A 24,591-nucleotide genomic window follows, 5' to 3' on the forward strand; every position below is an offset into this window, starting at 1 on the left:
TAGCCCTCAGGTATGCGCATGCAGAGCCACGAAACTGTCCCCTATTCGTTGCCGCCGGTTTCGGATGATGAAGCCATCGCCCGTGCGCGTGCGCTGCGCGACCGTTTGAAAGAGCGCCGCAGCTGCCGCTATTTCTCCGACGCGCCGGTGCCGCGCGAGGTCATCGAAGCCGCGATCGAGGCTGCCGGTAGCGCGCCCAACGGGGCGAACCACCAGCCCTGGCACTTTGCGGTGGTCTCTTCGCCCGCAACCAAGCGAGCGATCCGCGAAGCTGCCGAAGCGGAAGAACGCGCCTTCTATGCGGGCAAGGCATCGGACGAATGGCTCGACGCGCTCGCGCCGCTGGGCACAGATGACGACAAGCCTTTCCTCGAGACCGCGCCGTGGCTGATCGTCGTTTTCGCCCAGCGCAAGGGCGGGATCGACGAAGACGGGAAAACCCAGAACTATTACGTGAATGAGAGTGTGGGGATCGCTTGCGGCATGCTGATCGCGACGCTGCACGAAGCGGGTTGCGCCACCCTCACCCACACACCTTCGCCGATGGGCTTCCTGCGCGAGATCTGCGGCCGGCCCGAGCACGAGAAGCCGCTGATGATCGTGGTGGTGGGCCGCCCAGCGGAAGGCGCAACCGTACCCGCGCATGCGCTGAAGAAAAAACCGCTCAGCCAGATTGCAAGTTGGCTGTAGGATTGAGTGAGGGAGTACAGCCGATGCCGAAGAACTGGCCGATGTGGCTTGGACTGGTGCTGGGATTAGGCGCCATTGCTTTTGCCTTCGCCACGCAAACGGGCACGATCGAACAATGGAACAACGCCGCCAAATACACGGCGCGGGTGGGATTTCCCTTGCTGATCCTGGCCTATGTTGCGCGGCCACTGGTCGATCTGACCCGTTCCGACTGGTCGAAGGCGATCCTCGCCAAGCGCAAATACATCGGCCTGGGATTTGCCATGAGCCACACGGTGCACCTGGCCGCACTGGTGACTGCGATCGAAGTGTCCGGCGAAGGCAAGGGTCTCGTCACCTACGTGTTCGGCGGGCTGGCCTATGCCATCCTCTATGCGATGGCCTTCACCTCGAAAACCGCCGCGATGAAGGCGATGGGCAAGTGGTGGAAGCGGTTGCACCGCACCGGCATCCATTACCTGTGGTTCATTTTCCTGCAGAGCTATGTCGGGCGGATTTTCCGCGAGGAAACGATGAGCGAGGGTGTGCTGCTCGCGTCCGTGGCGATTGCAGCCGGCGGGATCCGCTTTGCCGCCTGGATCAAGCAGCGCAACCGGCGGGCGAAAGCGGTAACCGCCTAACCTGCAACCCACTCGCTCTCGGGGATCCCCAACAGCTTCAGCACCGAAGTCAGGTCACCGCGATCGATCCAGCCATTCGCCGCGAGTTTAGCCGCGGGCTTGGCGCGATAGGCCACACCGTAATCGGCCGCGACCAGCATCGGTATATCATTGGCGCCGTCACCGGTGGCCAGCGAAACCGCCCCCTCGCCCATTTCGGCCAGCTCGGCTTCCAGCGTTGCCCGCTTGACCGAGCTGTCGGTGATCGCTCCGACCAACTCGCCGGTCAGCTTGCCACCGTCGATCGCCAGGCGGTTGCCGACCACGCGCTCAAATCCAAGCTGCTCGCCAATCGGATCGGCGAAGTGATGGAACCCGCCGGTTACCAGCACGGTACGGCAGCCCTTCGACTTGAGCGTTTCGACCAGCACGCGGGCGCCGGGCATCGGCTTGATCCGGGTTGCCAGGCATTCGAAGATCGCCTCTTCGGAAAGATCGCGCAGCAGCATCACCCGCTCGCGCAGGGCGCTTTCGAAGTCGAGCTCGCCTTGCATCGCGCGCTCGGTAATCGCGGCGACATGGTGCTTGATCCCGGCGAAATCGGCCAGTTCGTCAATGCATTCCTGCCCGATCATGGTCGAATCCATATCCGATACGAACAGGCGCGGCAGGTCTATGTCGCTCGCCGCTACCAACATGTCAGCCGGGCCGAAGTGATCGCCCAGCACCTGCATCAGCTTGGCGGTGTCGGCTTCCGGCAGCGCCAGCTGCAGGACATCGCCCGATGTATCGAGCATCCGCGCCATCGCCACGCGCATGCCCTGTGCTTCCAGCGCACGGGTGGCCGCGTCGAGCCGTGTTTCAAGCTGCTGCGGGTCTGCTATCAGCCGGGCAATGGGCAAAGGAGATTCTCCAGTGAAAGGCGCGGTGGCGCTCATTGCAGGGCCGACCGCCAGCGGCAAGAGCGATCTTGCCGTGGAGCTGGCGCTGGCGCTGGAAAGCAGGGGTCGGCGCGGCGTGGTGCTCAATGCCGACAGCGCGCAGGTCTATGCCGATTTGCGGGTGCTGAGCGCGCGACCCTCAGAAGAGGATATGCGCGGGGTGGAACACCGGCTGTTCGGGGCATGGGATGGGGCAACACCTTGTTCGGCGGCGGATTGGGCGGCAGCGGCAAAGCGCGAGATCGCAGCACTCCATGCTGAGGGCGTCGTACCGATCCTGGTCGGCGGAACGGGCCTCTATCTGCGGACCCTGCTTGAAGGGATCGCGCCCATCCCTGCGATCGACCCGGCGGTGCGCGAGGTGGTGCGCGCCCTTCCCACCCCCGATGCCTATCTCGCCCTGCAAGCCGAAGACTCCGAACGGGCCGCGGCGCTCAATCCCGGCGACAGCCAGCGGATCGCGCGGGCATTGGAAGTAGTCCGCTCGACCGGCAAGACCTTGCGCGAATGGCAGGCCGAAAAGACCGGCGGGATCGGCGAGGTAATTGAGCTGCATCCGCTGATCCTGCTGCCCGATCGCGGCTGGCTCTATGCGCGCTGTGACCGGCGTTTCGAGATCATGCTGGAGCGCGGGGCAATCGCGGAAGTCGAAGCGCTGTTGGCGCGCGGGCTCTCGCCGGAACTGCCGGTGATGCGCGCTATCGGCGTGCCGGAAATTGCCGCTTTCCTGCGCGGTGAGATCTCGCGTGACGCGATGATCGCTGCCGGGCAACAGGCCACGCGCAACTATGCCAAGCGCCAATATACCTGGTTCAGGAGGCAGCCTCCCGCGGACTGGCCTCGCGCAACGCCTGAAAATATCTCACTTCACGTGCATTTTGCATCTTTATTGCGCGATTAACGGTTGACACGATAGATTCGAACGCATAGCAGGCTAACGAAGGCCCGGTGTTGCAGTCCCTGCACCGGGCCGAATTTATTGTATGGGCCAGAAAATGTCCCTAGAGGCGGGCACCAAACCGCACGTATGGAAGGAATATCGACGTGTCACAGGAGCGCAGCGGCGCAGCAATCCTGGTTGAAAGCCTGGTCGAGCAAGGGGTCGAATTCGTGTTCGGCTATCCCGGCGGTGCAGTGCTGCCGATTTACGACGAGCTGTTCGGCGATGAGCGCATTCGCCATATCCTCGTCCGCCACGAAGCCGGCGCGGCCCATGCCGCCGAAGGATATGCCCGCTCGACCGGCAAACCGGGCGTGGTGCTGGTCACCTCTGGCCCGGGCGCGACCAATGCCGTGACTGGTATTGCCGACGCGTTCATGGACTCGATCCCGATGGTGGTCATCACCGGGCAGGTGCCGACAGCACTCATCGGCACTGACGCCTTCCAGGAAGCCGACACCATCGGCATCACGCGCCATTGCACCAAGCACAATTACCTCGTGAAGGAACCCGCCGACCTCAAGGCGACGATTGAGGAAGCCTTTCGCATCGCCACCACCGGCCGCCCAGGCCCGGTCGTGGTCGACATTCCCAAGGATGTGCAGATCGCCGTCCCTTCTTCCACGCGCGAGAGCAATGGCTCGGCCTCGCACCGCTACCAGCCCCGCATGGTCGGCAGCGCGGAGGAAATAGCCGAAGCTGTCGAACTGCTGGCCAAGGCCGAACGCCCGGTGTTCTACACCGGCGGCGGAGTGATCAATTCCGGCCCGGAGGCAAGCCGCTTGCTGCGCCAGCTACAAGACCTGACCGGCGCGCCCACCACGTCCACGCTGATGGGCCTCGGCGCTTTCCCGTCCGACCACCCTGACTGGCTGGGCATGCTGGGCATGCATGGCACCTACGAAGCCAATATGGCGATGAACCAGTGCGACCTGATGGTCTGCATCGGCGCGCGCTTTGATGACCGGGTGACCGGGCGGCTCGATGCCTTCAGCCCCAATTCCACCAAGATCCACATCGATATCGACCGCAGCTCGATCAACAAGACAGTGCATGTCGATCTGCCGATCGTGGGCGATTGTGCCACGGTCCTCGGCCAGCTGATCGCTGCATGGGGCAGCCGCAAGCCGCGCGACCTCGGCGAATGGAAAGCACGGATCGCCGGGTGGCGCGCGCGCGAATGCCTCGCCTACCCTGAAAAGTCAGACATGATCATGCCGCAAAAGGCGGTCGAGCGGCTGTTCGCGCTGACCAAGGCGCGCAATCCGATCATCACAACCGAGGTTGGCCAGCACCAGATGTGGGCGGCGCAGTACTTCGGCTTCAACGATCCCAACAAGTGGCTCACTTCAGGCGGGCTCGGCACCATGGGCTATGGCCTGCCCGCCGCGATCGGCGCGCAATTGGGCAATCCCGATGATCTGGTGATCGACATCGCCGGTGAAGCTTCGATCCAGATGAACATCCAGGAACTGGGCACTGCCAGCCAGTATCGCCTGCCGGTGAAGGTGTTCATTCTCAACAACGAATATATGGGCATGGTGCGCCAGTGGCAGCAGCTGACCTATGAAAGCCGCTATTCGAATTCCTATTCGGACAGCCTGCCCGATTTCGTGCGGCTGGCCGAAGCCTATGGCTGGAAAGGCATCCGCATCGAGGACGAAGCCGGGCTCGACGCCGGGATCGAAGCCATGCTGGCGCATGATGGCCCGGTGATGGTTGATTGCCTGGTGGCGAAGGAAGCGAACTGCTTCCCGATGATCCCCAGCGGCGCCGCGCACACCGACATGCTGCTTTATGGCGACCAGGTCGAAGGCACGATGGACGACGAAGCGAAAGCGCTGGTCTAAGGAACCGATCCATGAAAATCCGAACCGCTGCCAGCGAACGGCACGTGCTCAACATCACGGTCGACAATGAATCCGGCATCCTTGCGAAGATTGCCGGGCTGTTCACCGCGCGCGGCTATAATATCGACAGCCTGACCGTGGCCGACATCACCGAAAACCATTCGGTCAGCCGGATCACCATCGTCACCAACGGCCCGCCGCAGGTGATCGACCAGATCGAGGCCCAGCTTGAACGGCTGGTGCCGGTCCACAAGGTCACCGACCTGACCGAGGCCGGCCCGCATGTCGAGCGCGAGCTGGCGCTGATCAAGGTTGCCGGTACCGGCGAAAAGCGGGTCGAGGCGTTGCGCATCGCGGATGTGTTCCGCGCCAGCGTGGTCGACACCACCACGGAAAGCTTCGTGTTCGAGCTCACCGGCGCGCCGGACAAGATCGACAGTTTCATCGCGCTGATGCGCGGCCTTGGCCTGGTCGAGGTTCGGTCGCAGCGGCGTGGTTGGCATGATGCGCGGCGCGGAAGGCGCCTGATAGGTTCAACGAAAAGGGACACCAATGAAAGTTTATTACGACGCCGATGCCGATCTCGGCCTTATCAAGGACAAGAAGATCGCCGTGCTCGGCTATGGCAGCCAGGGTCACGCCCATGCCCAGAACCTGCGCGACAGCGGGGTGAAAGACGTCGCCATTGCGCTTCGCGAAGGCTCTGCCACGGCGAAGAAGGCTGAAGGCGCCGGCTTCAAGGTGCTGAGCAACAAGGATGCTGCGGCATGGGCCGATATCCTGATGGTGCTCGCGCCTGACGAACACCAGGCGGCAATCTGGGAAAACGATCTTAAGGGCAATATGAAGCCCGGCAGCGCGCTCGCTTTCGCGCACGGCCTCAACATCCATTTCGGCCTGATCGAAGCGCCCGCTGATATCGACGTCATCATGATCGCGCCCAAGGGCCCCGGCCACACCGTGCGCAGCGAATACCAGAAGGGCGGCGGCGTTCCCTGCCTGATCGCAATCCACCAGGACGCGAGCGGTGCGGCGCATGACATTGCGCTCGCCTATGCCAGCGGTGTTGGTGGTGGCCGTTCGGGCATCATCGAGACCAATTTCCGCGAGGAATGCGAGACCGACCTGTTCGGCGAGCAGGCCGTGCTGTGCGGCGGCATCACCCATCTGATCCAGGCCGGCTTCGAAACGCTGGTCGAAGCCGGCTACGCCCCCGAAATGGCCTATTTCGAATGCCTCCACGAAACCAAGCTGATCGTCGACCTGCTCTATGAAGGCGGCATCGCCAACATGCGCTATTCGATCTCGAACACCGCCGAATACGGCGACATCACCACCGGCCCGCGCATCATCACGGCAGAGACCAAGGCGGAGATGAAGCGCGTGCTCGACGATATCCAGTCGGGCCGCTTCGTGAAGAACTTCGTGCTCGACAACCGCGCCGGCCAGCCTGAGCTGAAGGCCGCCCGCAAGCGCGCCGAAGCCCATCCGATCGAGCAGACCGGTGCGCGCCTTCGTGCCATGATGCCGTGGATCAGCGCCAACAAGCTGGTCGACAAGGAAAAGAACTAAGCTCTTTTCGGAACCTTCCGCTGTCCCGCCCGGTTATGCCGGTGACGGGACAGTCCGGAGGTTTGCATGAAGAAGTCACTATTCGCGCTCGCCCTGCTCGGCTCGAGCGCTTTCGCAGTTACCGCTATTTCCGCGCAGGATGCGCCGCAAGTGCCCGGCGCTGTCGACGTGTCGCGCGTGCAGGCAGGCAGCTATGCGCTCGATCCCTCGCACACGCTGGTCTCGTGGCGTGTCCACCACTTCGGCTTCAACGACTACATCGGCCTGTTCGGCGACATCAGCGGCACGATGAAGCTGGACCCTGCCAATGTCGAGGCAGCGAATTTCGACATTTCGATCCCGATTGCAAAGGCGACCGTTGCCAGCGAAGGCCTGCGCGAACATTTGTTCCGCCCGGGCAAGGATGGCGGTGCACCCGACTTTTTCGGGCCAGCGCCAGAGGAGGCCAAATTCGTCTCCACCAGCGTGCGCAAGACGGGTGACACCACTGCCGTCATCAGCGGCATGCTGACCATGAACGGCAAGACCGCCCCGGTTACCATGCTGGCCAACTTCACTGGCGCGGGCGCCAACCCCTTCAACAAGAAGCAGACCGTGGGCTTCGAAGCGCGCGCAGTGATCGACCGGCGCCAGTGGGGCATCAATTATGGCGTGCCGCTGGTTGGCGAACAGGTGGAACTGGAAATCACGGCGGCGTTCGAACTGCAGTGATCGCGCTCGACAAATGCGCAGCGCGCGGCCAAACCGGCGGCGATGCAGCTATTCGATTGCCATAATATCGATGACTTCCGGAAACTGGCCAGGGCGCGCCTGCCCTGGCCGGTGTTCGACTATATCGATGGCGCAGCGGATGACGAACTGACCAAGGCGCGCAACACCGCCGCTTTCGAGACGTGCGACCTCGTGCCCGACGTGCTGGCAGGCGTCGCCGAAATCGACACCAGCTGCACGATCATGGGCCGCAAGTCCGCCCTGCCACTGATGCTCAGCCCCACGGCGGTGCAACGTGCATTCCACTGGCAAGGTGAAACCGCGGTGGCGAAGGCGGCGGAGAAATTCGGCCTGTGGTTCGGCATATCCAGCCTCGCGACACGCAGCATCGAGGAAATTGCATCGCTCACCAGCGGCCCCAAGCTGTTCCAGCTTTATGTGCACAAGGACAAGGGGCTGAACGCCTCGATGATCGAGCGCTGCCAGGCGGCGAATTTCGACGCCATGGCGCTGACGGTCGACACGATCGCTTTCGGGCAAGCGCGAGCGGTGCCTGCGCAGCGGCTTCACCACCCCGCCCCGTTTCTCGGCGAGCGCGGTGTGGAGCTATGCCACGCGCCCGCGCTGGACGCTCGACTACCTCTTGCGCGAGAAATTCCGCCTGCCCAATCTCGACACGCATGTCAGCGAAGGCAGCGGCAAGGCGGTCAGCATCGCCGAATACTTCAACACCATGCTCGATACCTCGATGGACTGGGAAACTGCGGCGCGGATCCGGCAGGACTGGGGCGGCAAATTCTGCCTCAAGGGCGTGATGAGCGCGAATGACGCGCGCCGCGCGGTGCAGATCGGCGCCGATGCGATCATGATCTCGAACCACGGCGGCCGGCAGCTCGATGGCAGCCGCGCGCCGTTCGACCAGCTGCGCGAGATCGTCGATACCGTTGGCGGCGAGATCGAGATCATCTGCGATGGCGGGGTGCGGCGCGGGACGCATGCGCTCAAGAGCCTGTGCGCCGGAGCAACCGCCGCATCGGGCGGGCGGCTCTATCTCTATGCGCTCGCAGCAGCAGGGCAGCCGGGAGTCGAGCGGGCGATCGGCATCCTCAAGGACGAGATCGAGCGCGGGATGCGGTTGATGGGGGTGACTTCGGTCGACCAGCTCACGCCCGAGCGGCTGCGCTGGCGCTAGCTCGCGCATTTTTTCTTTCCATGCGCCTTGCACTGCGCGCAATTATCGGCAATTGAGCGGGCATGACGCGTAACGGATCGCTGCTGCTTCTACGACTTACACGCCCTTGGGCGTGACAGATCGCGTGCCCTGACGGCGCGCGGATCGCCCAAGGGAGCATTGCCGCACCGCCTTCCAGATCATCGTTACGAGTTTCATCACAATGACCATGCTTTCCGACCCGAGCCGAAAATACCGGCCCTTCCCGCAAGTCAACCTGCCTGACCGGCAGTGGCCAAGCCGCACCATCACCGCGCCGCCGCGCTGGCTTTCGACCGATCTGCGCGATGGCAACCAGTCGATCATCGACCCGATGGATGCGGTGAAGAAGAACCGTTTCTTCGACGAGCTGGTCCGTATCGGCATCAAGGAAATCGAAGTCGGCTTCCCCAGCGCGGGCGCCACCGAGTTCGACTTCATCTCTGGCCTGGTGAAATCGGGCCGCATCCCGGACGACGTGACCGTCCAGGTGTTGACGCAGAGCCGCGAGGACCTGATCCGCACCAGCTTCGAAAGCCTCAGCGGAGCGCCCGCCGCGATCGTCCATCTCTACAACGCGGTATCCCCCGCGTGGCGCGACATCGTGTTCCGCATGAGCAAGCCGGAAGTGGTCGAGATCGCTCGCAACGGCGCCAGGGTTATGCGTGACGAGGCGGCGAAGCGCCCCGATACTGATTGGCATTTCCAATACAGCCCCGAGACCTTCTCCACCGCCGAGCTCGATTTCAGCATTGAGGTGTGTGAGGCGGTGATGGAAGTACTCCAGCCCACGCCCGAACATCCGATCATCCTCAACCTGCCGGCCACGGTCGAGGCCGCAACGCCCAATATCTACGCCGACCAGATCGAGTATTTCTGCCGCAATCTGCCCAATCGCGAGAGCGCGGTGATCTCCCTGCACACCCACAACGACCGCGGCACTGGCGTCGCCGCGGCGGAACTGGGCCTGATGGCAGGCGCAGACCGGGTCGAAGGCTGCCTGTTCGGCAATGGCGAGCGCACCGGCAATTGCTGCCTCGTGACTGTTGCGCTCAACATGTACACGCAAGGCGTAGATCCCGGCCTCGATTTCTCGGACATCGACCGGATCATCGAAACGGTCGAATATTGCAACGAGCTGCCGGTCCACCAGCGCCACCCCTATGGCGGCGAACTGGTGTTCACGGCCTTTTCCGGCAGCCACCAGGACGCGATCAAGAAGGGCTTCGAAGCGCATTCGACCCAGAATGACGAGCTGTGGCGCGTACCCTATCTGCCGATCGATCCGGCTGACCTTGGCCGCAATTACGAGGCGGTGATCCGCGTCAATTCGCAATCCGGCAAGGGCGGATCTCGCCTGGGTGCTCGAGCAGGACCAGGGCCTGAAACTGCCCAAGAAGATGCAGGCGGACTTCTCGAAACATGTCCAGCACTTGGCCGATGAGCTGGGCCGCGAGCTCAACGCCGCCGATATCTGGAACGCCTTCCGCAAGGCCTATTACGTCAAGATCGAACCGCGCCACTTCCGCCTGGTCGATTACGACGAAACTCGTGCGGCGGACGGCACGCGCATCTTCTCCGGGAAGATTGCGGTCGATGGGCAGGAACAGAGCGTTTCCGGGCGCGGCAACGGGCTGATCTCATCCGTGATGAGCACGATCCGCGAGACTTTCGGGGTCGAGCTTGAAGTGGTCGACTACACCGAGCATGCGCTGGGCACCGGCACCGATGCGCGGGCGGCGGCCTATCTCGAATGCCGCACACCAGACGGGCGCACCGTTTGGGGCTGCGGGATCGACGAAGACGTCGCGACCGCCAGCGTCCGCGCCGTGCTTAGTGCGGCAAATGGAGCGGCGGGCCTATCAGCGTGAAGGCCCGCCCGCTTTTTCAGGCCGTGGCTGCCCGCCGAAATCCCGGCTTCTTCCAGTACGTCAGCGCGCGCCAGACCCATTCCATCGGCCCGAAGCGGTAATATTTGAGCCAGATCGGGCTGATCACCAGCTGCACGGCGCAGATAATCGCCCAGATATAGTAGAGTTCGTGCCGCTGGAGCGCGCCAAACAGGCCGAAACCTGTGAAGATGATCGCGCAAACTACGCTATGCGTCAGGTAATTGGTCAGCGCCATTTGCCCCACCGCCGCAAAGGCACGGCGCATCCATCCGAACAGGCCTGAGCGGTAGAGCAGCAACAACACGCCCAGATGCCCCATGGTCATCGCGAGGCGGCCGACATGCATGGTCACGTCCGCCTGGCTGAAAGCCAGCAGGCTGAAATTGTGATCGATAATCCAGCGCGTTTCCATCAGGTTCACCGGCAAACCGATGCCGTACCCGACGGCGACCATGGCCAGATAAAGCCAAAGCGGGCGCTGCAGGGTCAACACACCCAGCTTGAACAAAGCCATGCCGATCAGCATCATGCCGAAAACGTCGCCGAATTCGTAATACAGATGCGTCGTCTGGAGCCAAACCGCGAGCGGCGCGATAGCTTCCTGTGTCGAGCGCCAGCCCGCCCTGTGCGCCGCAATATCAGCCTCGATCACATCGGGTGACAATGTATGCTCAGCCTCTGCCGCGGCCCAGCTGGCGATTGCTGCGCTTTGCTCTTGGCTCAGTTCGCCGCCGGCGTCTGCAATTGCCTGGGCCGATTGCGCCGCTTCATAGGAAGCAAGCTGGTCCTGCGTCCCATCATAATTGTGCACCACGATCACAGCGAGCGAGGCAAGCGCGATGGCGGTCAACCATCTGGGTGCAAGCTTGCGAAAGCCATAAGCAAACAACGCGGTAATGCCGTAGGTGTAGAGAATGTCACCCGGCCACAACAGGATCCACACATTGACCATGCCGAAGCCGATCAGCCACAGATTGCGGCGCATGTAGATATCGCTTGCGTGATGTGGGTCGCGCTCTTCCAGCTTGGTTGTCAGCAGGATGATGCCCGCCCCGAACAGCAGCGAAAACAGGCCCCGCTGTGTACCGTCGAATCCGACCTGGATGATATGCCAGGCAGTCAGGTCCGCCCCGGTATAGCCACCATTGTTGAGCGGGTTGTAATAGGCATGGGATAGTCCGAACCCAGTGATGTTCATCAACAAGATGCCGAATAGCGCCCAACCGCGCACGAAATCGAGTGCGCCAATGCGGTCGCTATTTTTGGTCGGCGCTACCGCCGGTTCAGCCAAGGCATGTTCGAGATTTTCGGAATAGGTCGTCGCCATAGAGCTTGCCTCCCCCAAAGGCAGGAGCGACCCGTCGCGCGCAAAGTGCGCGCCCGGCGCGCGCTTGGCAAGCGGGAATATCGGCTATCCCCGCCGTTTTCCTACTCGCGCGACGCGGGGTAGTTGTGGGGTGTGAACATGATGCAATCGAACCCGCAACCGGCCTCGCCCCGCCTGACACGAGCGCGCACCCAAAGTCACATTCGCGTGCGCCGCAGGGTCACACTCCGCCCTGCAATGGTGACACTTTGCATGCTAAGAGTCACACATTCGCACGTAAAGTCACGCTTTTTGCCAGTTACAGTCACAGAAGGGCTTTTTTGCATCTGGACCGTGTTCCATGTGTTCCATCGATAGGGTCCTGACACGTAAAAGGGAGCGAGGGAGAGCAGCGCCATGACCGAAGAAACCCTTGAGCCGGAGCCGATTCTGGAACCGGATTTGGCGATCATCGATCCACATCACCATTTGTGGGATCTGCGGCCAATGCTGCCAATGTTTCCCGAACCGCGCCATCGCTTCATCGAAACGCTGATTCCAGCAGCGCATTATACCTTCGACCAACTCCTGGCCGACGTGCAGACCGGCCATAACATTATCGCCACGGTCTTCATGGAATGCAGCGCGTTCTACAACGCGGCCTATGGCAATGCTAAGAAGCCGGTTGGCGAGGTCGAATATGTCAACGGGGTTGCCGCCCAATCGGCCAGTGGCCTTTATGGCGATTTGCGGCTGTGCGCCGGGATCGTTGGCCATGCCGACCTGACGCTAGGAAGTGCGGCGGGCGAAGTGCTGGATGCCTTGCAGGCAGCTTCACCGCGTTTCCGGGGCCTCCGCCACCAGGGCGCGTGGGACGCCGATCCCGAAGTGCTCGGGCCGCCTTTTCACGCCCCGCCCGAACTGTACCGCGACTCCACCTTCAGCGAAGGCTTTGCCGAACTTGGGAAGCGCGGTCTTAGTTTCGATGCCTGGATTCTCGAGCCGCAAATTCCCGATGTGATCGACCTGGCTCGCGCCTTCCCCGATCAGCCGATCTGCCTTGACCATTGCGGCACGCCGCTGGGCATGGCGTCCTACACCGGCAAGCTGCACGAGCGGTTCGATATCTGGCGCCGCAATATCCGCGAGCTAGCACAATGCGAAAACGTCTCCGTAAAGCTTGGCGGGCTCGCGATGCACAATTGCGCCATGCCTGAGAAAGGCCCTGCGGCAGGGACCAATTCGGAAGACCTGGCTGCGATGTGGCGCCCCTATATCGAAACCTGCATCGAAACCTTCGGGCCGGATCGCGCAATGTTCGAAAGCAATTACCCGGTCGACCGCTGGGGGGCGACCTATCCGGTGCTGTGGAATGCCTTCAAACGCATCACGCGCGGTGCCAGTCCAGAGGAGAAGCGCGCGCTCTACGCGGGCACGGCGGCGCGATTCTATCGGATCGAGCATGTGTTGCCCGCCGTGTGACGTTACGGCATCGGGGCCTAATTCGCCCTAGCAAAATCGGGGCCTCGACAGGCCCGCCAGCGCTGCTTAATCGGCGCGCAAAGCAAACAGTCTGACGGAGTATCCGATGGCCCTTCCCGCCCCCTTTGATCGCCTGCGCCTGCCGCTGATCGGCTCGCCGCTGTTCATCGTCTCCGGGCCCGAACTGGTCATCGCGCAATGCAAGGCCGGGATCATCGGCAGCTTCCCTGCTCTCAATGCACGGCCGCAATCGCTGCTCGACGAATGGCTGCACCAGATCACCGAGGAACTGGCCAAGCATAATCGCGAGAATCCGGACCGTCCGGCGGCGCCCTTCGCCGTGAACCAGATCATCCACAAGTCGAACGACCGCGTCGAAGCCGACATGGCGACTTGCGAGAAGTGGCAGGTGCCGATGATCATCACCTCGCTCGGCGCACGCGAGGAAGTGTTCCAGGCGGTGCGCAACTGGGGCGGCATCACCATGCATGACGTGATCAACAACCGCTTTGCGCAAAAGGCGATCGAAAAGGGTGCCGACGGGCTGATCCCGGTCGCCGCCGGTGCAGGCGGCCATGCCGGCGCGCTGTCACCCTTCGCGCTGATGCAGGAAATCCGCGAATGGTTCGATGGGCTGGTGGCGCTGTCCGGCTCGATCGCCAATGGCTATTCCATCCTTGCCGCGCAGGCGATGAGGGCAGACTTCGGCTATATGGGCAGCGCTTTCATCGCCACCAAGGAAGCCAATGCCGACCAGCGCTACAAGGATGCGATCGTCGAAGGCAGCGCCGAAGGGATCGTCTACACCAACCTGTTCACCGGGGTGCACGGCAACTACCTGCGCAGCTCGATCGTGGCGGCGGGGCTCGATCCCGAGAACCTGCCGGAAAGCGATCCGTCAAAGATGAACTTCGGTAGCGGCGGCAACACCAAAGCCAAGGCGTGGAAGGATATCTGGGGCTCGGGCCAGGGCGTGGGCGCGATCAAGCAGGTCGGGACCGTGGAAGACCTCGTCGCCCGGCTGGAGCGTGAGTATCATGCCGGCAAGGCGGAGCTGGCGGGAAAGACCGGCTACACACCCTGGAACAGCTAGGTTGCGTTCCAGAGCATCTCGGCCATGGCGTCTAGCTCGGTGAAGTCGAAACCGGTGCCAAGCGGGTCGTTGCGATTGAGGACCATTCGGCGGCGCTCATCGAGCAGGCGCCGGCGTAAGGCGGACTGAAGCAATGCAAGGCGCATCAATGCCTCTTCTAGTGCTTCGCCAGGGTCTTGGGCAGTTGCCTCAGCCCAGCGCGCTTCGATGCAGCCGACCCGCTCGATCACCATCGCATTGTAGTAGCGATGCGGGCCGCGGTGCAGCGGCATACCGAACTGCCATGCGCGGTCTTCGGTAGCGGGGAGCATCAGGCCGTTGGAGCGGAAATCGTCGAAGCCGACCTGCTTCACGCCGACCGCGTCGAAAAAGCGGCCGAAACAGCGGCGGGAAAGCAACTGCCGTGGCAGCAGGTGATGGCGTTGAAGTCCCGGGTCGTAGGTCGGGTCGCTGCGACGATTGACAGAGCGAAACGGCAGTGGTGGCCGTCGTGCAAGGCTCCTGTCGATCGCTTCAAATGCGCGGCGGCGCAACGATCTCAACCGCCCCAAACGCGCACGAACTTGCGGTTGGCCGATGGATCCAGCTGCAGGCGTTGACCGTCCGGACCGATGATCTGCTCCGCGCGTTCGACCGGGCCAGCCAGGACCAGCTGGTTGATGAGGCGAACGCCAAGCCGGGTAGCTGCGGCCTTGTCTATCGCGAGCTTTGGCTCGATCCGCAATTCCTGGCCGATCAGGAAGCTTAACCCGACGCTTTGCAGCCCGCCATCGATCGTCTGACGAAAGGCTGTGAGGCCCAGGGCAGGAAATACCCCTCCCTCAAGCCAAGCAGTGGTGGTCGATTCGAAGAACCGTCGCCCGATCATGCTTGATGACGGAGGCCATGCCACCACCTCGACCTGCTCGAAATGCTGGACCAGGTCCCGCGCCAGCGCAAGCAAGGCCCGTAAAACTGGCAAGCTCGCTTCACCCCCGGACAGATGGCTACCGGGCATCAACTGCACGGCCTCGGCCCGACCTGATGAAAGCTGTTTGCCGCAATCGAACCGGTATTCGATCTCGGGCATGTCGACCGGTTTGCCCGGCGCCAGTCCGACAAGATCGAAAGTGAGGCCCTCACGCAGGAGCTCCACCCACACGCGCTCCTTGGACCGTAGTTCGGCTTGGCTGTTCGCGACAGTCTGCTGCGTGTCTCCCTCGTTCACAATGAACAGGGACGGACGCGACAAAGGGTCAAGCGTCAGGGCAACACCGGGCTGTGCGTTAACGAAATTGCGGATCGCTTCACGATCAGGGCGCTGCCCCTCTGCGAAGAGTAAAAGAATTCCCCGCACGCCATGTCGCGCATGATTATCCGGGTCTTCACTCACGCTTACGACCAGCCCCCCGCTCCCGTTTGCATGTCCTAGATCGCGACCTTGCCGCCAATTTATATTGCCGTCGAGTCTTGTACGCCTCTATTGCGCGGTTGCACACTGAAATATCAATAGATTCCCATCCGAATACCTTCGGCGAGCGCTGCCCCGACCTGCTCCGCCAAATCAAGCGAAGTTTTACTTGGAGTTTTCGGCGCAAGGATTTCTTCCGGCGTTTGCGCGCCCAGGTTGACGATTATCGGTTCGACTACGCGCCGCAAGCGCCACCCCTTGGCAATCCGATCAATCTGACGCTGCGCCCCTTTTCCATCCGATCCGGCGGCGATAATCGTGCCATAGGCGTGACCTTCAATCCGGCCCAACACCGGATAGTAGCAGCGATCGAACATCTCCTTCATCAGCCCGCTCATGCTGGCGAGATTTTCCGGGCAGACGAAGAGATAGGCTGATGCGTCGAGCAAATGCTCTGGGCCAACCCTATTAGCGCGTAACAGGAGCCCGGTCGTCCCGGCCCCATTAGCAGCAGCCTGCGTCAGGGCTTCGCTTGCGCCCGTGCGGCTATGCCAGACAATCAATAGCTGGGCCTTTCCCATCGACACAGAAAAACAGCCACCTGTAGAAAGTCAATCGCGCAGCCTTCTCGTGCCCATGCCGATCGGATATCAAGCGACGATGGCTTCCCGTTCGGTATCGCATGTGCTTGGAGTCAGCTCTTCCCTGTCGGGGCGGGCTTGGCGTTGGCGTGGCGGGAACATGGAGCTTGGCGATGGCGTCACCGGGCTGGAGACCGACATACTGACCCAATTGCTGCTGACCCGGGGCGTCGAGCGGGATGATGTCGCACGCCATTTATCACCGACACTGCGGGAATTCCTTCCGGATCCAAGCCTGTTTCGCGACATGGATGCTGCCGCGGAACGGATCGCACAGGCGGTGCTCGCCGGCGAAGCGATGACAATTTACGGCGATTACGACGTCGATGGCGCGACCAGCGCCGCACTGCTGGTCAATGTGTTGCGCGATCTGGGCGCCAATGCCGATTATTACATCCCGGACCGGCTGCTGGAAGGATACGGCCCGAGCGGCGAAGCACTGGTCAAGCTGGGCGAGCAAGGCTCAAGCCTGATTGTCACGGTCGATTGCGGAGCGATGGCGTTCGACGCGCTGAAGCAGGCACATGCAGCGGGCGTAGACGTGATCGTGGTCGATCACCACAAATGCGCAGCTGAGCTTCCCCTGGCTGCCGCGCTGGTCAATCCCAACCGGCTCGACGAATCCGACGAGGCGGCCGCGCACGGCCATCTGGCGGCGGTGGGCGTCGCTTTCCTGCTCGCGATTGCGCTGGTTCGTACGCTGCGCTCGCAAGGCTTTTTCGAAAGTCGCGCAGAGCCCAACCTCATGGCACTGCTTGATCTGGTGGCACTTGGCACGGTGGCTGATGTTGCCGCGCTGCACGGGCTGAACAGAGCGTTTGTGTCACAGGGACTAAAAGTGATGGCCCGGCGCGAGCGGATCGGGATGGCTGCCTTGATTGATGCCAGTCGACTGAAACGCGCGCCGCAGTGCAGCGATCTCGGCTTTGCACTGGGCCCGCGCATCAATGCTGGCGGGCGCGTGGGAGAATCAACCCTGGGCGTGCGCTTGCTCACCACCACTGACCCGGACGAAGCACGCGCGATCGCTGAGCAGTTGTCCCAGCTCAACGAAGAACGCCGGGCAATCGAAGCCGAAGTCCAGCAAGCTGCCGAGGAGCAGATCGACACGCAGCATAACCGTTCGGTCCTGCTGCTATCCGGGACTGGCTGGCATCCCGGGGTAATCGGGATCGTCGCTGGGCGGATCAAGGAGAAGACGGGGAAACCCAGCATTGTCGTCGCGATTGATGATAGCGAAGACACCGGCAAGGGATCCGGTCGATCGATCGCTGGCGTCGATTTGGGTGCAGCGATCATTGGAGCGCGCGAATCGGGCTTGCTGGTGGCCGGCGGCGGGCATGCCATGGCAGCAGGGCTGACGGTCGAGCGCGACCGGATCCATGCGCTGGCAGAATATCTCGATGACCGTCTGGCGCGAGATGTCGTCCGCGCGATGGAAAATCAGGCAATGCAGCTGGACTTGGCCGTGGCGCCTGGCGGTTTGACGCCGGACCTCGTCGAAACACTCGACCGCGCTGGCCCTTTCGGAGTCGGCTGGCCTGGGCCGCGCGTGGCGGTTGGCCCAGTGCGAATCGTCAAGGCGGACATTGTCGGGACCGACCATCTTCGGGTGATCGCGGCCGGCGATGACGGGCGCTCGCTCAAGGCTATCGCTTTCCGGGCGGCCGGAACCGAGATGGCGCAAACCTTGCTGCATCGGTCGCATGGTCGGCGCTTCCACCTGGCCGGCAGAGTGAAGATCGACGACTGGGGCGCCCGTCCACAGGCCGAATTGCACCTTGAAGACGCAGCCTTTGCAGATTGACGCAATTGTGGGCTTGACCATGTGGGCCCACCCCCCTATTGGCGCGCTCTCGCAACGAGCGTGGCCCCTTCGTCTAGCGGTCAGGACGCGGCCCTTTCACGGCTGAAACACGGGTTCGATTCCCGTAGGGGTCACCACTTCCCAACAATTTGGTGACATCTGCCCCCGCCGGGGGACAGCGCCCGCTTGGCGCTTTTCTTGCCGCCCGGTTCTGATATGGCCCGGGCGCAATGAGCGAACGACAATCTCATCCGGTTGCCGGCATTCTGATCGCTATCGCAGCGGGCATAGCCTTGATTGCACTGGGAATCGACGTCTTGCTCGTCAGCGGCGCAGTCCTGCTGTGGGTGGGTACGCTGTACCTTGCGAGCGCGAGGCCGCCCGCACCCGCGCCGCCGGATCGTTCGGGTGTCATATCCCGCGAGAACGTAGGCGAACTGATCGAACATTCTGCAACCCCCTTGCTCTTGCTGGAAAGCGGCAAGGTTGCCGTTGCCAATCGCGCCGCGCAGCGCGTGCTGGGCAAGCATGTCATCGGGCAGGATGCCCGGATGGCGTTCCGCCAGCCCGAAGCAGTCAAATTGCTCGGCAAGAATCGCAGCGGTACCGCAATCGTGCGCGGACTGGTGCGTCGGCGCGATATCTGGCGCGTCAACCAGCAGGTTATCGGCCCCCATCTTTCCGCGCTTGAACTGATCAACCTGACCGCGGAAGCCGATATCAGCCGCGCGCATACTGATTTTGTGGCCAATGCCAGCCACGAGCTACGCACACCTCTGGCCTCCATCATCGGTTACGTCGAAACCCTGCAGGAACAGGGCACTTCACTCGATACGGCAACGTCCCAGAGATTCCTCGACACCATCCTGCGTGAAGCTAAACGACTGCAATCGCTGGTCAGCGATTTGATGTCGCTGTCGCGGGTCGAAGCCGAAAAGCATGACCAGCCAACCGAGGTGATCGAGCTTGCGTCGGTCGTCGAACGTGCCGCGCGCGACGCCGCTGGCGGCGATCGGGCCGAGCGGCTTCAAATCAGTAGCGAACCACAGCTTCGTATCCGCGGCGATCGGCAGCAGATCGAACAGCTCGTGCGCAATCTGGTCGACAATGCGCTGAAATATGGCAGCCCCGGAACGCCGGTCTCGGTCGAGGTTGGCGAAACTCAGGATGGCCATGTCAGAATGGCGGTGACCGACCAGGGCGAAGGCATCGCCCCCGAACACCTGCCGCATCTTACCCGCCGCTTCTATCGGACCGATCCGGGCCGAAGCCGCTCTTCGGGTGGAACCGGGCTCGGTCTTGCTATCGTCAAGCACATTGTCGAACGTCACCGTGGGCGGCTCGACATCGAAAGCAGGCTGGGCGAAGGAACCTCGGTTGTGGTGCGGATTCCGGCTGTATCTACTGACGCGGACGATTTGTCATGAAACTGTCTTATTTCTTTAACAATGGCCTCTGCAACCGCATGGGGATTCGCGTTTCCATTCTGTCAGGATCCAGCCTACTCGGGATTGAAACACTCGCTGCCTAAGGGCAATCTCCGGCGCAGTCTCATAGCCGGGCGTTTTGAACGTAAATACAGGGCATTTCAGCCAGCCAATGACGTCGATTACCCTGCTCTTGATTGCCTTTGGCCTGGCATTGGCCGGATGGCTTGCGGCGCGTGCCCGCGCCTGGAGTTTCCAGCGCGAGACCGATGCAAGGCGCCTGGCTGCACGCCCCAACTATCATGGCTGGTATGTGGCGCTGTGGATTGCGGTGCCCTTGCTGGCATTCACCGTTCTGTGGTCGCTGATTGAGCCGGCGCTTATCCTGCAAAGCGTGCTGGCGTCCCCCGCAGCGCAAAGCCTGCCCGCCTTCGGTTTCGAGCGGGACGCGATCCTGGCCGAAGCCAAGGCCGCAGCGATCAGTGGAAATTTGTCCCTGTTCAATCCGGCCGCTGAAAGCCTGGTCGCGCCCTATGTCCAAGCGATTCAGAAATATCGCCTGATCGGCATTGGCGTCGCCGCCGCCATCGCACTGGTGGCCGGGACCTTTTCTTTCCTGCGGGTGAAACCGGATTTCACCGCACGGACCCGGGTTGAACGGACGGTCATGATCGTTCTGCTGCTGGCATCACTGGTAGCGATCCTCACCACCTTCGGGATTTTCGCCAGCCTGGTTTTCGAGACGGTGCGCTTCTTCGGCATGGTGTCGCCGATCGATTTCCTGTTCGGGACTTTCTGGGGTCCTGACCCGATGAGTAATCCGGACAATCCCGATCCGACTCGCTACGGCGCAATTCCGCTGTTCTGGGGCACGATCTACATCGGGGCAATCATCGCCATGATCGTGGCGATCCCGCTCGGGCTGATGAGCGCGATCTACTTGACGCAATATGCCGATCCGCGGGTGCGCGCATGGCTAAAGCCGGCGCTAGAGATCCTCGCGGGCGTGCCCACCGTGGTGTACGGCTATTTCGCAGCGCTCACCGTTGCCCCGGCCATCCGCGATGCAGCGGTCGCGGTCGGGATCAGTAGCGCCTCCAGCGAAAGCGCGCTCGCTGCAGGCGTAGTCATGGGTGTGATGATTATTCCTTTCGTTTCCTCCATGGCGGATGACAGCATTGCCGCCGTGCCAAGCGCCATGCGCGATGGCAGCCTGGCACTTGGCGCAACCACGTCTGAAACCATCCGCCGTGTGATCGTGCCCGCTGCCCTGCCGGGTATCGTTGGCGGCGTCATGCTGGCAATCAGCCGGGCAATCGGTGAAACCATGATCGTGGTGATGGCTGCGGGTGCAGCCGCCAATCTCACGGCCAATCCGCTGGAGGCGATGACTACTGTCACCTTCCAGATCGTTGCCATGCTCACCGGCGAAGGCAGTTTCGACCATCCGGCCACGCTCAGCGCCTTTGCGCTGGGCCTGGTCCTTTTCCTCGTGACGCTGGCGCTCAACTTTGTCGCGCTGCGCGTCGTCAAGCGGTTCCGCGAAGCTTATGAGTGACGCTGTGATCAACGAAACCGGCATGGCGCCAACCCGCACCGAAGCGTTCCGCAAGCGGCTGGAAAGGCGCTATGCGTCCGAGCGGCGTTTCAAGCTTGCCGGCCTAAGCGCTGTCCTGATTTCAGTGGCAGTGCTGATCTTCCTGCTCGGCAACATGACGTACAACGGGCTCGGCGGGTTCCAGCGTGCCGAACTCGAAGTCACGATCGATTTTCCCGCATCGGGCATTTCGGGCGATGCCAGCACGCTGACCGAAGAAGGCGGTCTCCAGGCCCTGCAAATCCAGGGGCTGCCCGATGTCGTGGCATTTTACGCCGAACAGTCGCTTGGTGCGGAAGCTGCCGCCGGAGTGAGCGACGAAGCCTGGCGAGATGTTGCCGCACAGCTGATCGATAATCCGCAATTGCTCCAGGGCAGCCATACCTTCAGCCTGCCTGCCACCGATAATCTGGCATCGGGATTGAAGAACGAAGGCTCGGCTGAAATGCAGGCCCTTGCTGACCGGCTCGAAGCCGAAGGCAAGCTCTCCAGCAATTTCGATCCCGGATTCCTCGCTCGGGCAGACGCCACCAGCCCGCAAAAGGTCGGCATCTGGGGTGCTCTGAAGGGTTCGATCCTGACCATGATCGTGACGCTGCTGCTGGCCTTCCCGATCGGCGTGCTGGCGGCGCTCTACCTCGAGGAATACGCCCCCAAGAACCGCTGGACCGATCTGATCGAGGTTTCGATCAACAATCTTGCTGCGGTGCCATCGATCATCTTCGGCTTGCTTGGCCTGGCAGTGTTCCTCTGGATGTTCCCGAATTTCCGTTCCGCGCCGCTGATCGGCGGGATGACACTCGCCTTGATGACCATGCCCGTGATCGTGATTTCCGGACGTAACGCGATCAAGGCAGTTCCCCCCTCGATCCGCGACGGCGCGCTGGCAATCGGCGCATCGCCGGTCCAGGTGGTGTTCCATCATGTGCTGCCGCTCGCCCTGCCCGGCATTCTTACCGGTACCATCATCGGCATGGCCCGCGCGCTTGGCGAAACCGCGCCGCTGCTGATGATCGGCATGCGCGCCTTTGTTGCCAGCCCGCCCGACGGCTTCACATCGCCCGCAACCGTGCTGCCGGTGCAGATCTTCCTGTGGTCCGATGAAATCGACCGCGGTTTCGTCGAGCGCACCAGCGCGGCGATCATTATCCTGTTGCTGTTCCTCTTGCTGATGAACGGCCTCGCAATCTACCTCCGCAACAAATTCGAGAAGAAGTGGTGACAGCAATCCATCCCAACCTCGAGGTCGCTGACCCGAAAATGCGCGCCGTGGACGTGTCCGTCTACTATGGCGACAAGCGGGCGATCGACAATGTCTCGATCGATATCCCTGGACGGTTCGTCACCGCCTTTATCGGCCCGTCGGGCTGCGGAAAGTCGACTTTCCTGCGCGCCCTCAACCGCATGAATGACACGATCCCTAGTGCGCGCGTCGAAGGCACGATCGAACTCGACGGCGAAGATATCTATCGTTCCGGCATGGACGTGGTGCAGCTGCGCGCGCGCGTGGGCATGGTGTTCCAGAAGCCCAACCCGTTCCCCAAGACGATCTACGAAAACATAGCCTACGGCCCGCGGATTCATGGCCTCGCAGAAACCAAGGATCAGCTCGACGAGGTGGTTGAGCGCTCGCTCACCCGCGCCGGCCTGTGGGAAGAGGTCAAGGACCGACTTCAGGATAGCGGCACCGCGCTTTCAGGTGGCCAGCAGCAACGCCTATGCATTGCGCGCGCGATCGCGGTCGATCCGGAAGTCATCCTGATGGACGAGCCGTGCTCGGCGCTTGACCCGATCGCAACGGCCAAGATCGAGGAACTGATCGCCGAACTGACCGATCGCTATGCCATCGTGATCGTCACGCACTCGATGCAGCAGGCAGCGCGCGTATCGCAGCGCACGGCATTCTTCCACCTTGGCAAGATGGTGGAATACGGCCAGACTTCCGACATATTCACCAATCCTATCGAAGAACGGACCAAGGATTACATCACAGGGCGGTACGGATAATGGCCGAACACACAGTCAAGGCATTCGACGAAGACATTACCCGTCTGCGCGGGTTGATCGCGGAAATGGGCGGCCTGGCCGAGGTCGCGCTGCAGGAGGCGCTCGACGCGCTGGTGCGCGGCGACGAGGAACTCGGCAACAAGATCGTTGCGCGCGACAAGAAGATCGATGCGCTCGAAATGGAAGTCGACAAGCTGGCGGTTCGGGTGATTGCCTTGCGCGCGCCAATGGCGGACGACCTGCGCGAGGTGATCGCCGCGCTGAAGATCGCCGGCGTGGTCGAACGGATCGGCGACTATTCGAAGAATATCGCCAAGCGCGTCGGCGATATCGAGGATCGCAAGCGTTTCGAACCGCTGACCCTGCTGCCGGCGATGGGCGAACTGGCGGCCGAGATGGTCCATGACGTGCTGACCGCCTATGCCGCGCGCGACCCCGAGCTGGCGCGCGAGGTGATCGCGGCCGACGCCAAGGTCGATGCCTTCTATGACAGCATTTTCCGCAATCTTGTGAGCCACATGGTTGAGAATCCTTCGACCATTTCGAGCGCCGCGCAGCTGCTGTTCGTCGCCCGCAATATCGAACGGATCGGCGACCATGCCACCAATGTCGCCGAAATGGTGCATTTTGCCGCCACGGGCACATATCCGCCCGATCATGACGACTGACATCAATCTGTCTTGAAAGTGACATAAGGCAGGGTCGAAGTCGCGCAGCAAAAGGAGCGAAGCGCCACAATGTCCGCCGCCAAACTGTTGCTTGTCGAAGACGATCCTTCCCTGTCCGAACTGCTGGAATATCGCTTCCAGAACGAAGGTTATGACGTGCGCTGCACCGCCGATGGCGATGAGGCGCTGATTCTGGCTGCCGAAGACACGCCTGACCTGATTATCCTCGACTGGATGATCGAAGGCACCAGCGGGATCGAGGTTTGCCGCCGCTTGCGGCGCGACAAGCAGACATCGCATGTGCCGATCATCATGCTGACCGCACGCGAATCCGAGGATGACCGGGTACGCGGGTTGGAAACCGGCGCCGACGACTATCTCACCAAGCCGTTTAGCCCGCGCGAGTTGCTGGCGCGCGTGGCCGCCGTGATGCGGCGGATCCGTCCGGCGCTGGCCGGCGAAACCGTGACTGTGGGTGATCTCAAGCTCGATCCGGTTGCGCACAAGGTGCAGCGGCGCGGCAAGGACCTGAAATTGGGCCCGACCGAATATCGCCTGCTCAAGTTTTTCATGGAAAGCCCGGGCCGGGTATTCAGCCGCGGGCAATTGCTCGATGCTGTGTGGGGTACCGGCAGCGATATCGAATTGCGCACGGTTGACGTGCATATCCGCCGGTTGCGCAAGGCGATCGAGATTGACGGGGTGAAGGATCCGATCCGGACGGTGCGTTCGGCCGGTTACGCGCTTGAGGCGGTGTAACCCCTCAAC

At 62.1% G+C, this 24,591-nt stretch carries 21 protein-coding genes, 1 tRNA gene and 3 pseudogenes; 20 read left to right on the forward strand and 5 right to left on the reverse strand.

Features of this window, described 5'->3' with window-relative positions; all coding sequences use genetic code 11:
* Positions 1 to 18 precede the first annotated feature (18 nt).
* Complete coding sequence (locus tag G6N82_RS01770) at positions 19 to 690, forward strand: nitroreductase family protein (RefSeq protein WP_165193142.1); 672 nt, start codon at positions 19 to 21, stop codon at positions 688 to 690.
* A 23-nt stretch (positions 691 to 713) separates the two neighbouring features.
* Entirely contained in the window at positions 714 to 1,310 is a 597-nt protein-coding gene (locus G6N82_RS01775; RefSeq protein ID WP_165193144.1) for a hypothetical protein, read from the forward strand.
* Here the strand turns inward: G6N82_RS01775 and serB are convergent.
* Complete coding sequence (gene serB / locus G6N82_RS01780) at positions 1,307 to 2,191, reverse strand: phosphoserine phosphatase SerB (RefSeq protein WP_165193147.1); 885 nt, start codon at positions 2,189 to 2,191, stop codon at positions 1,307 to 1,309. The two genes, G6N82_RS01775 and serB, sit on opposite strands and share 4 nt — an antisense overlap.
* On the opposite strand from serB, the gene miaA reads away from it, so the two are divergent.
* From miaA to leuA, 8 genes and pseudogenes are all read left to right on the forward strand, one after another.
* Complete coding sequence (gene miaA / locus G6N82_RS01785) at positions 2,184 to 3,131, forward strand: tRNA (adenosine(37)-N6)-dimethylallyltransferase MiaA (protein ID WP_165193149.1); 948 nt, start codon at positions 2,184 to 2,186, stop codon at positions 3,129 to 3,131. The genes serB and miaA overlap by 8 nt on opposite strands.
* Before the next feature lie 143 nt (positions 3,132 to 3,274).
* Positions 3,275 to 5,020, forward strand: coding sequence for an acetolactate synthase 3 large subunit (locus G6N82_RS01790; protein WP_165193151.1), 1,746 nt, complete (start codon positions 3,275 to 3,277; stop codon positions 5,018 to 5,020).
* A gap of 11 nt (positions 5,021 to 5,031) precedes the next feature.
* A pseudogene (ilvN, locus tag G6N82_RS01795) lies at positions 5,032 to 5,548 on the forward strand (acetolactate synthase small subunit).
* A 24-nt stretch (positions 5,549 to 5,572) separates the two neighbouring features.
* Positions 5,573 to 6,592 (forward strand): ketol-acid reductoisomerase, encoded by a 1,020-nt coding sequence (gene ilvC, locus G6N82_RS01800; protein WP_165193154.1) that lies wholly within the window; start codon positions 5,573 to 5,575, stop codon positions 6,590 to 6,592.
* A gap of 66 nt (positions 6,593 to 6,658) precedes the next feature.
* Positions 6,659 to 7,303, forward strand: a complete 645-nt coding sequence (locus tag G6N82_RS01805; protein ID WP_165193156.1) for a YceI family protein — start codon at positions 6,659 to 6,661, stop codon at positions 7,301 to 7,303.
* Between the two features lie 42 nt (positions 7,304 to 7,345).
* A pseudogene (locus G6N82_RS15260) lies at positions 7,346 to 7,774 on the forward strand (alpha-hydroxy-acid oxidizing protein); the annotation flags it as partial.
* Between the two features lie 82 nt (positions 7,775 to 7,856).
* On the forward strand, positions 7,857 to 8,495 hold the full coding sequence (locus tag G6N82_RS15265) for an alpha-hydroxy acid oxidase (RefSeq protein WP_346773765.1): 639 nt from the start codon (positions 7,857 to 7,859) through the stop codon (positions 8,493 to 8,495).
* A 202-nt stretch (positions 8,496 to 8,697) separates the two neighbouring features.
* Positions 8,698 to 10,384 (forward strand): annotated as a pseudogene (leuA, locus tag G6N82_RS01815) (2-isopropylmalate synthase).
* A 16-nt stretch (positions 10,385 to 10,400) separates the two neighbouring features.
* Here leuA and G6N82_RS01820 read toward each other — a convergent pair.
* Complete coding sequence (locus G6N82_RS01820) at positions 10,401 to 11,732, reverse strand: DUF418 domain-containing protein (RefSeq protein WP_165193159.1); 1,332 nt, start codon at positions 11,730 to 11,732, stop codon at positions 10,401 to 10,403.
* Between the two features lie 396 nt (positions 11,733 to 12,128).
* On the opposite strand from G6N82_RS01820, the gene G6N82_RS01825 reads away from it, so the two are divergent.
* Both G6N82_RS01825 and G6N82_RS01830 read left to right on the forward strand, forming a co-directional pair.
* The gene (locus tag G6N82_RS01825) at positions 12,129 to 13,193 is read left to right on the forward strand and encodes an amidohydrolase family protein (RefSeq protein WP_165193162.1); all 1,065 of its coding nucleotides are present in this window, start codon (positions 12,129 to 12,131) and stop codon (positions 13,191 to 13,193) included.
* A 106-nt stretch (positions 13,194 to 13,299) separates the two neighbouring features.
* Positions 13,300 to 14,286 carry a nitronate monooxygenase family protein gene (locus G6N82_RS01830; RefSeq protein ID WP_165193164.1) on the forward strand — a complete coding sequence of 329 codons (987 nt, stop codon included), beginning with the start codon at positions 13,300 to 13,302 and terminating at the stop codon, positions 14,284 to 14,286.
* Here G6N82_RS01830 and G6N82_RS01835 read toward each other — a convergent pair.
* The 3 genes from G6N82_RS01835 to G6N82_RS01845 all read right to left on the reverse strand — a co-directional run bounded on the left by G6N82_RS01835 (position 14,283) and on the right by G6N82_RS01845 (position 16,125).
* Positions 14,283 to 14,819, reverse strand: coding sequence for an AHH domain-containing protein (locus G6N82_RS01835; RefSeq protein ID WP_241255156.1), 537 nt, complete (start codon positions 14,817 to 14,819; stop codon positions 14,283 to 14,285). The two genes, G6N82_RS01830 and G6N82_RS01835, sit on opposite strands and share 4 nt — an antisense overlap.
* Before the next feature lie 5 nt (positions 14,820 to 14,824).
* Positions 14,825 to 15,421: a hypothetical protein gene (locus G6N82_RS01840; RefSeq protein ID WP_206520273.1), complete on the reverse strand. Its 597-nt coding sequence runs from the start codon at positions 15,419 to 15,421 to the stop codon at positions 14,825 to 14,827.
* A gap of 350 nt (positions 15,422 to 15,771) precedes the next feature.
* Positions 15,772 to 16,125, reverse strand: a complete 354-nt coding sequence (locus G6N82_RS01845; RefSeq protein WP_346773744.1) for an NAD(P)H-dependent oxidoreductase — start codon at positions 16,123 to 16,125, stop codon at positions 15,772 to 15,774.
* Between the two features lie 211 nt (positions 16,126 to 16,336).
* On the opposite strand from G6N82_RS01845, the gene recJ reads away from it, so the two are divergent.
* From recJ to phoB, 8 genes are all read left to right on the forward strand, one after another.
* Positions 16,337 to 18,124 (forward strand): single-stranded-DNA-specific exonuclease RecJ, encoded by a 1,788-nt coding sequence (gene recJ, locus G6N82_RS01850; protein WP_165193170.1) that lies wholly within the window; start codon positions 16,337 to 16,339, stop codon positions 18,122 to 18,124.
* 62 nt (positions 18,125 to 18,186) lie between these two features.
* Positions 18,187 to 18,261 (forward strand) — tRNA-Glu (locus tag G6N82_RS01855).
* Positions 18,262 to 18,354: 93 nt separating this feature from the next.
* Entirely contained in the window at positions 18,355 to 19,551 is a 1,197-nt protein-coding gene (locus G6N82_RS01860) for an ATP-binding protein (RefSeq protein ID WP_165193172.1), read from the forward strand.
* Positions 19,552 to 19,723: 172 nt separating this feature from the next.
* A complete protein-coding gene (gene pstC / locus G6N82_RS01865) occupies positions 19,724 to 21,109 on the forward strand; it encodes a phosphate ABC transporter permease subunit PstC (RefSeq protein ID WP_165193174.1) in 1,386 nt (461 codons plus the stop codon).
* Positions 21,102 to 22,370: a phosphate ABC transporter permease PstA gene (pstA, locus tag G6N82_RS01870; RefSeq protein WP_241255157.1), complete on the forward strand. Its 1,269-nt coding sequence runs from the start codon at positions 21,102 to 21,104 to the stop codon at positions 22,368 to 22,370. Before pstC ends, pstA begins: the two co-directional genes overlap by 8 nt.
* 38 nt (positions 22,371 to 22,408) lie before the next feature.
* Complete coding sequence (pstB, locus tag G6N82_RS01875; RefSeq protein WP_241255280.1) at positions 22,409 to 23,155, forward strand: phosphate ABC transporter ATP-binding protein PstB; 747 nt, start codon at positions 22,409 to 22,411, stop codon at positions 23,153 to 23,155.
* Complete coding sequence (phoU, locus tag G6N82_RS01880) at positions 23,155 to 23,823, forward strand: phosphate signaling complex protein PhoU (protein WP_206520274.1); 669 nt, start codon at positions 23,155 to 23,157, stop codon at positions 23,821 to 23,823. The genes pstB and phoU overlap by 1 nt, the downstream gene beginning before the upstream one ends.
* Positions 23,824 to 23,892: 69 nt before the next feature.
* Positions 23,893 to 24,582, forward strand: coding sequence for a phosphate regulon transcriptional regulator PhoB (phoB, locus tag G6N82_RS01885; protein WP_165193178.1), 690 nt, complete (start codon positions 23,893 to 23,895; stop codon positions 24,580 to 24,582).
* Positions 24,583 to 24,591: the final 9 nt, after the last annotated feature.

The organism is Altererythrobacter sp. BO-6 (assembly GCF_011047315.1).
Lineage (GTDB): Bacteria > Pseudomonadota > Alphaproteobacteria > Sphingomonadales > Sphingomonadaceae > Erythrobacter.

Excerpts from the sequence above, each read along its gene's own strand:
- G6N82_RS01825 (WP_165193162.1), top strand. The coding sequence starts at position 12,129 with ATGACCGAAGAAACCCTTGAGCCGGAGCCGATTCTGGAACCGGATTTG.
- pstC (WP_165193174.1), top strand. The coding sequence starts at position 19,724 with ATGACGTCGATTACCCTGCTCTTGATTGCCTTTGGCCTGGCATTGGCC.
- phoU (WP_206520274.1), top strand. The coding sequence starts at position 23,155 with ATGGCCGAACACACAGTCAAGGCATTCGACGAAGACATTACCCGTCTG.
- miaA (WP_165193149.1), top strand. The coding sequence starts at position 2,184 with ATGGGCAAAGGAGATTCTCCAGTGAAAGGCGCGGTGGCGCTCATTGCA.
- G6N82_RS01805 (WP_165193156.1), top strand. The coding sequence starts at position 6,659 with ATGAAGAAGTCACTATTCGCGCTCGCCCTGCTCGGCTCGAGCGCTTTC.
- G6N82_RS01770 (WP_165193142.1), top strand. The coding sequence starts at position 19 with ATGCAGAGCCACGAAACTGTCCCCTATTCGTTGCCGCCGGTTTCGGAT.
- G6N82_RS01820 (WP_165193159.1), bottom strand. The coding sequence starts at position 11,732 with ATGGCGACGACCTATTCCGAAAATCTCGAACATGCCTTGGCTGAACCG.
- pstB (WP_241255280.1), top strand. The coding sequence starts at position 22,409 with ATGCGCGCCGTGGACGTGTCCGTCTACTATGGCGACAAGCGGGCGATC.
- phoB (WP_165193178.1), top strand. The coding sequence starts at position 23,893 with ATGTCCGCCGCCAAACTGTTGCTTGTCGAAGACGATCCTTCCCTGTCC.
- G6N82_RS01830 (WP_165193164.1), top strand. The coding sequence starts at position 13,300 with ATGGCCCTTCCCGCCCCCTTTGATCGCCTGCGCCTGCCGCTGATCGGC.
- G6N82_RS01775 (WP_165193144.1), top strand. The coding sequence starts at position 714 with ATGCCGAAGAACTGGCCGATGTGGCTTGGACTGGTGCTGGGATTAGGC.
- recJ (WP_165193170.1), top strand. The coding sequence starts at position 16,337 with ATGGCTTCCCGTTCGGTATCGCATGTGCTTGGAGTCAGCTCTTCCCTG.
- ilvC (WP_165193154.1), top strand. The coding sequence starts at position 5,573 with ATGAAAGTTTATTACGACGCCGATGCCGATCTCGGCCTTATCAAGGAC.
- G6N82_RS01860 (WP_165193172.1), top strand. The coding sequence starts at position 18,355 with ATGAGCGAACGACAATCTCATCCGGTTGCCGGCATTCTGATCGCTATC.
- pstA (WP_241255157.1), top strand. The coding sequence starts at position 21,102 with ATGAGTGACGCTGTGATCAACGAAACCGGCATGGCGCCAACCCGCACC.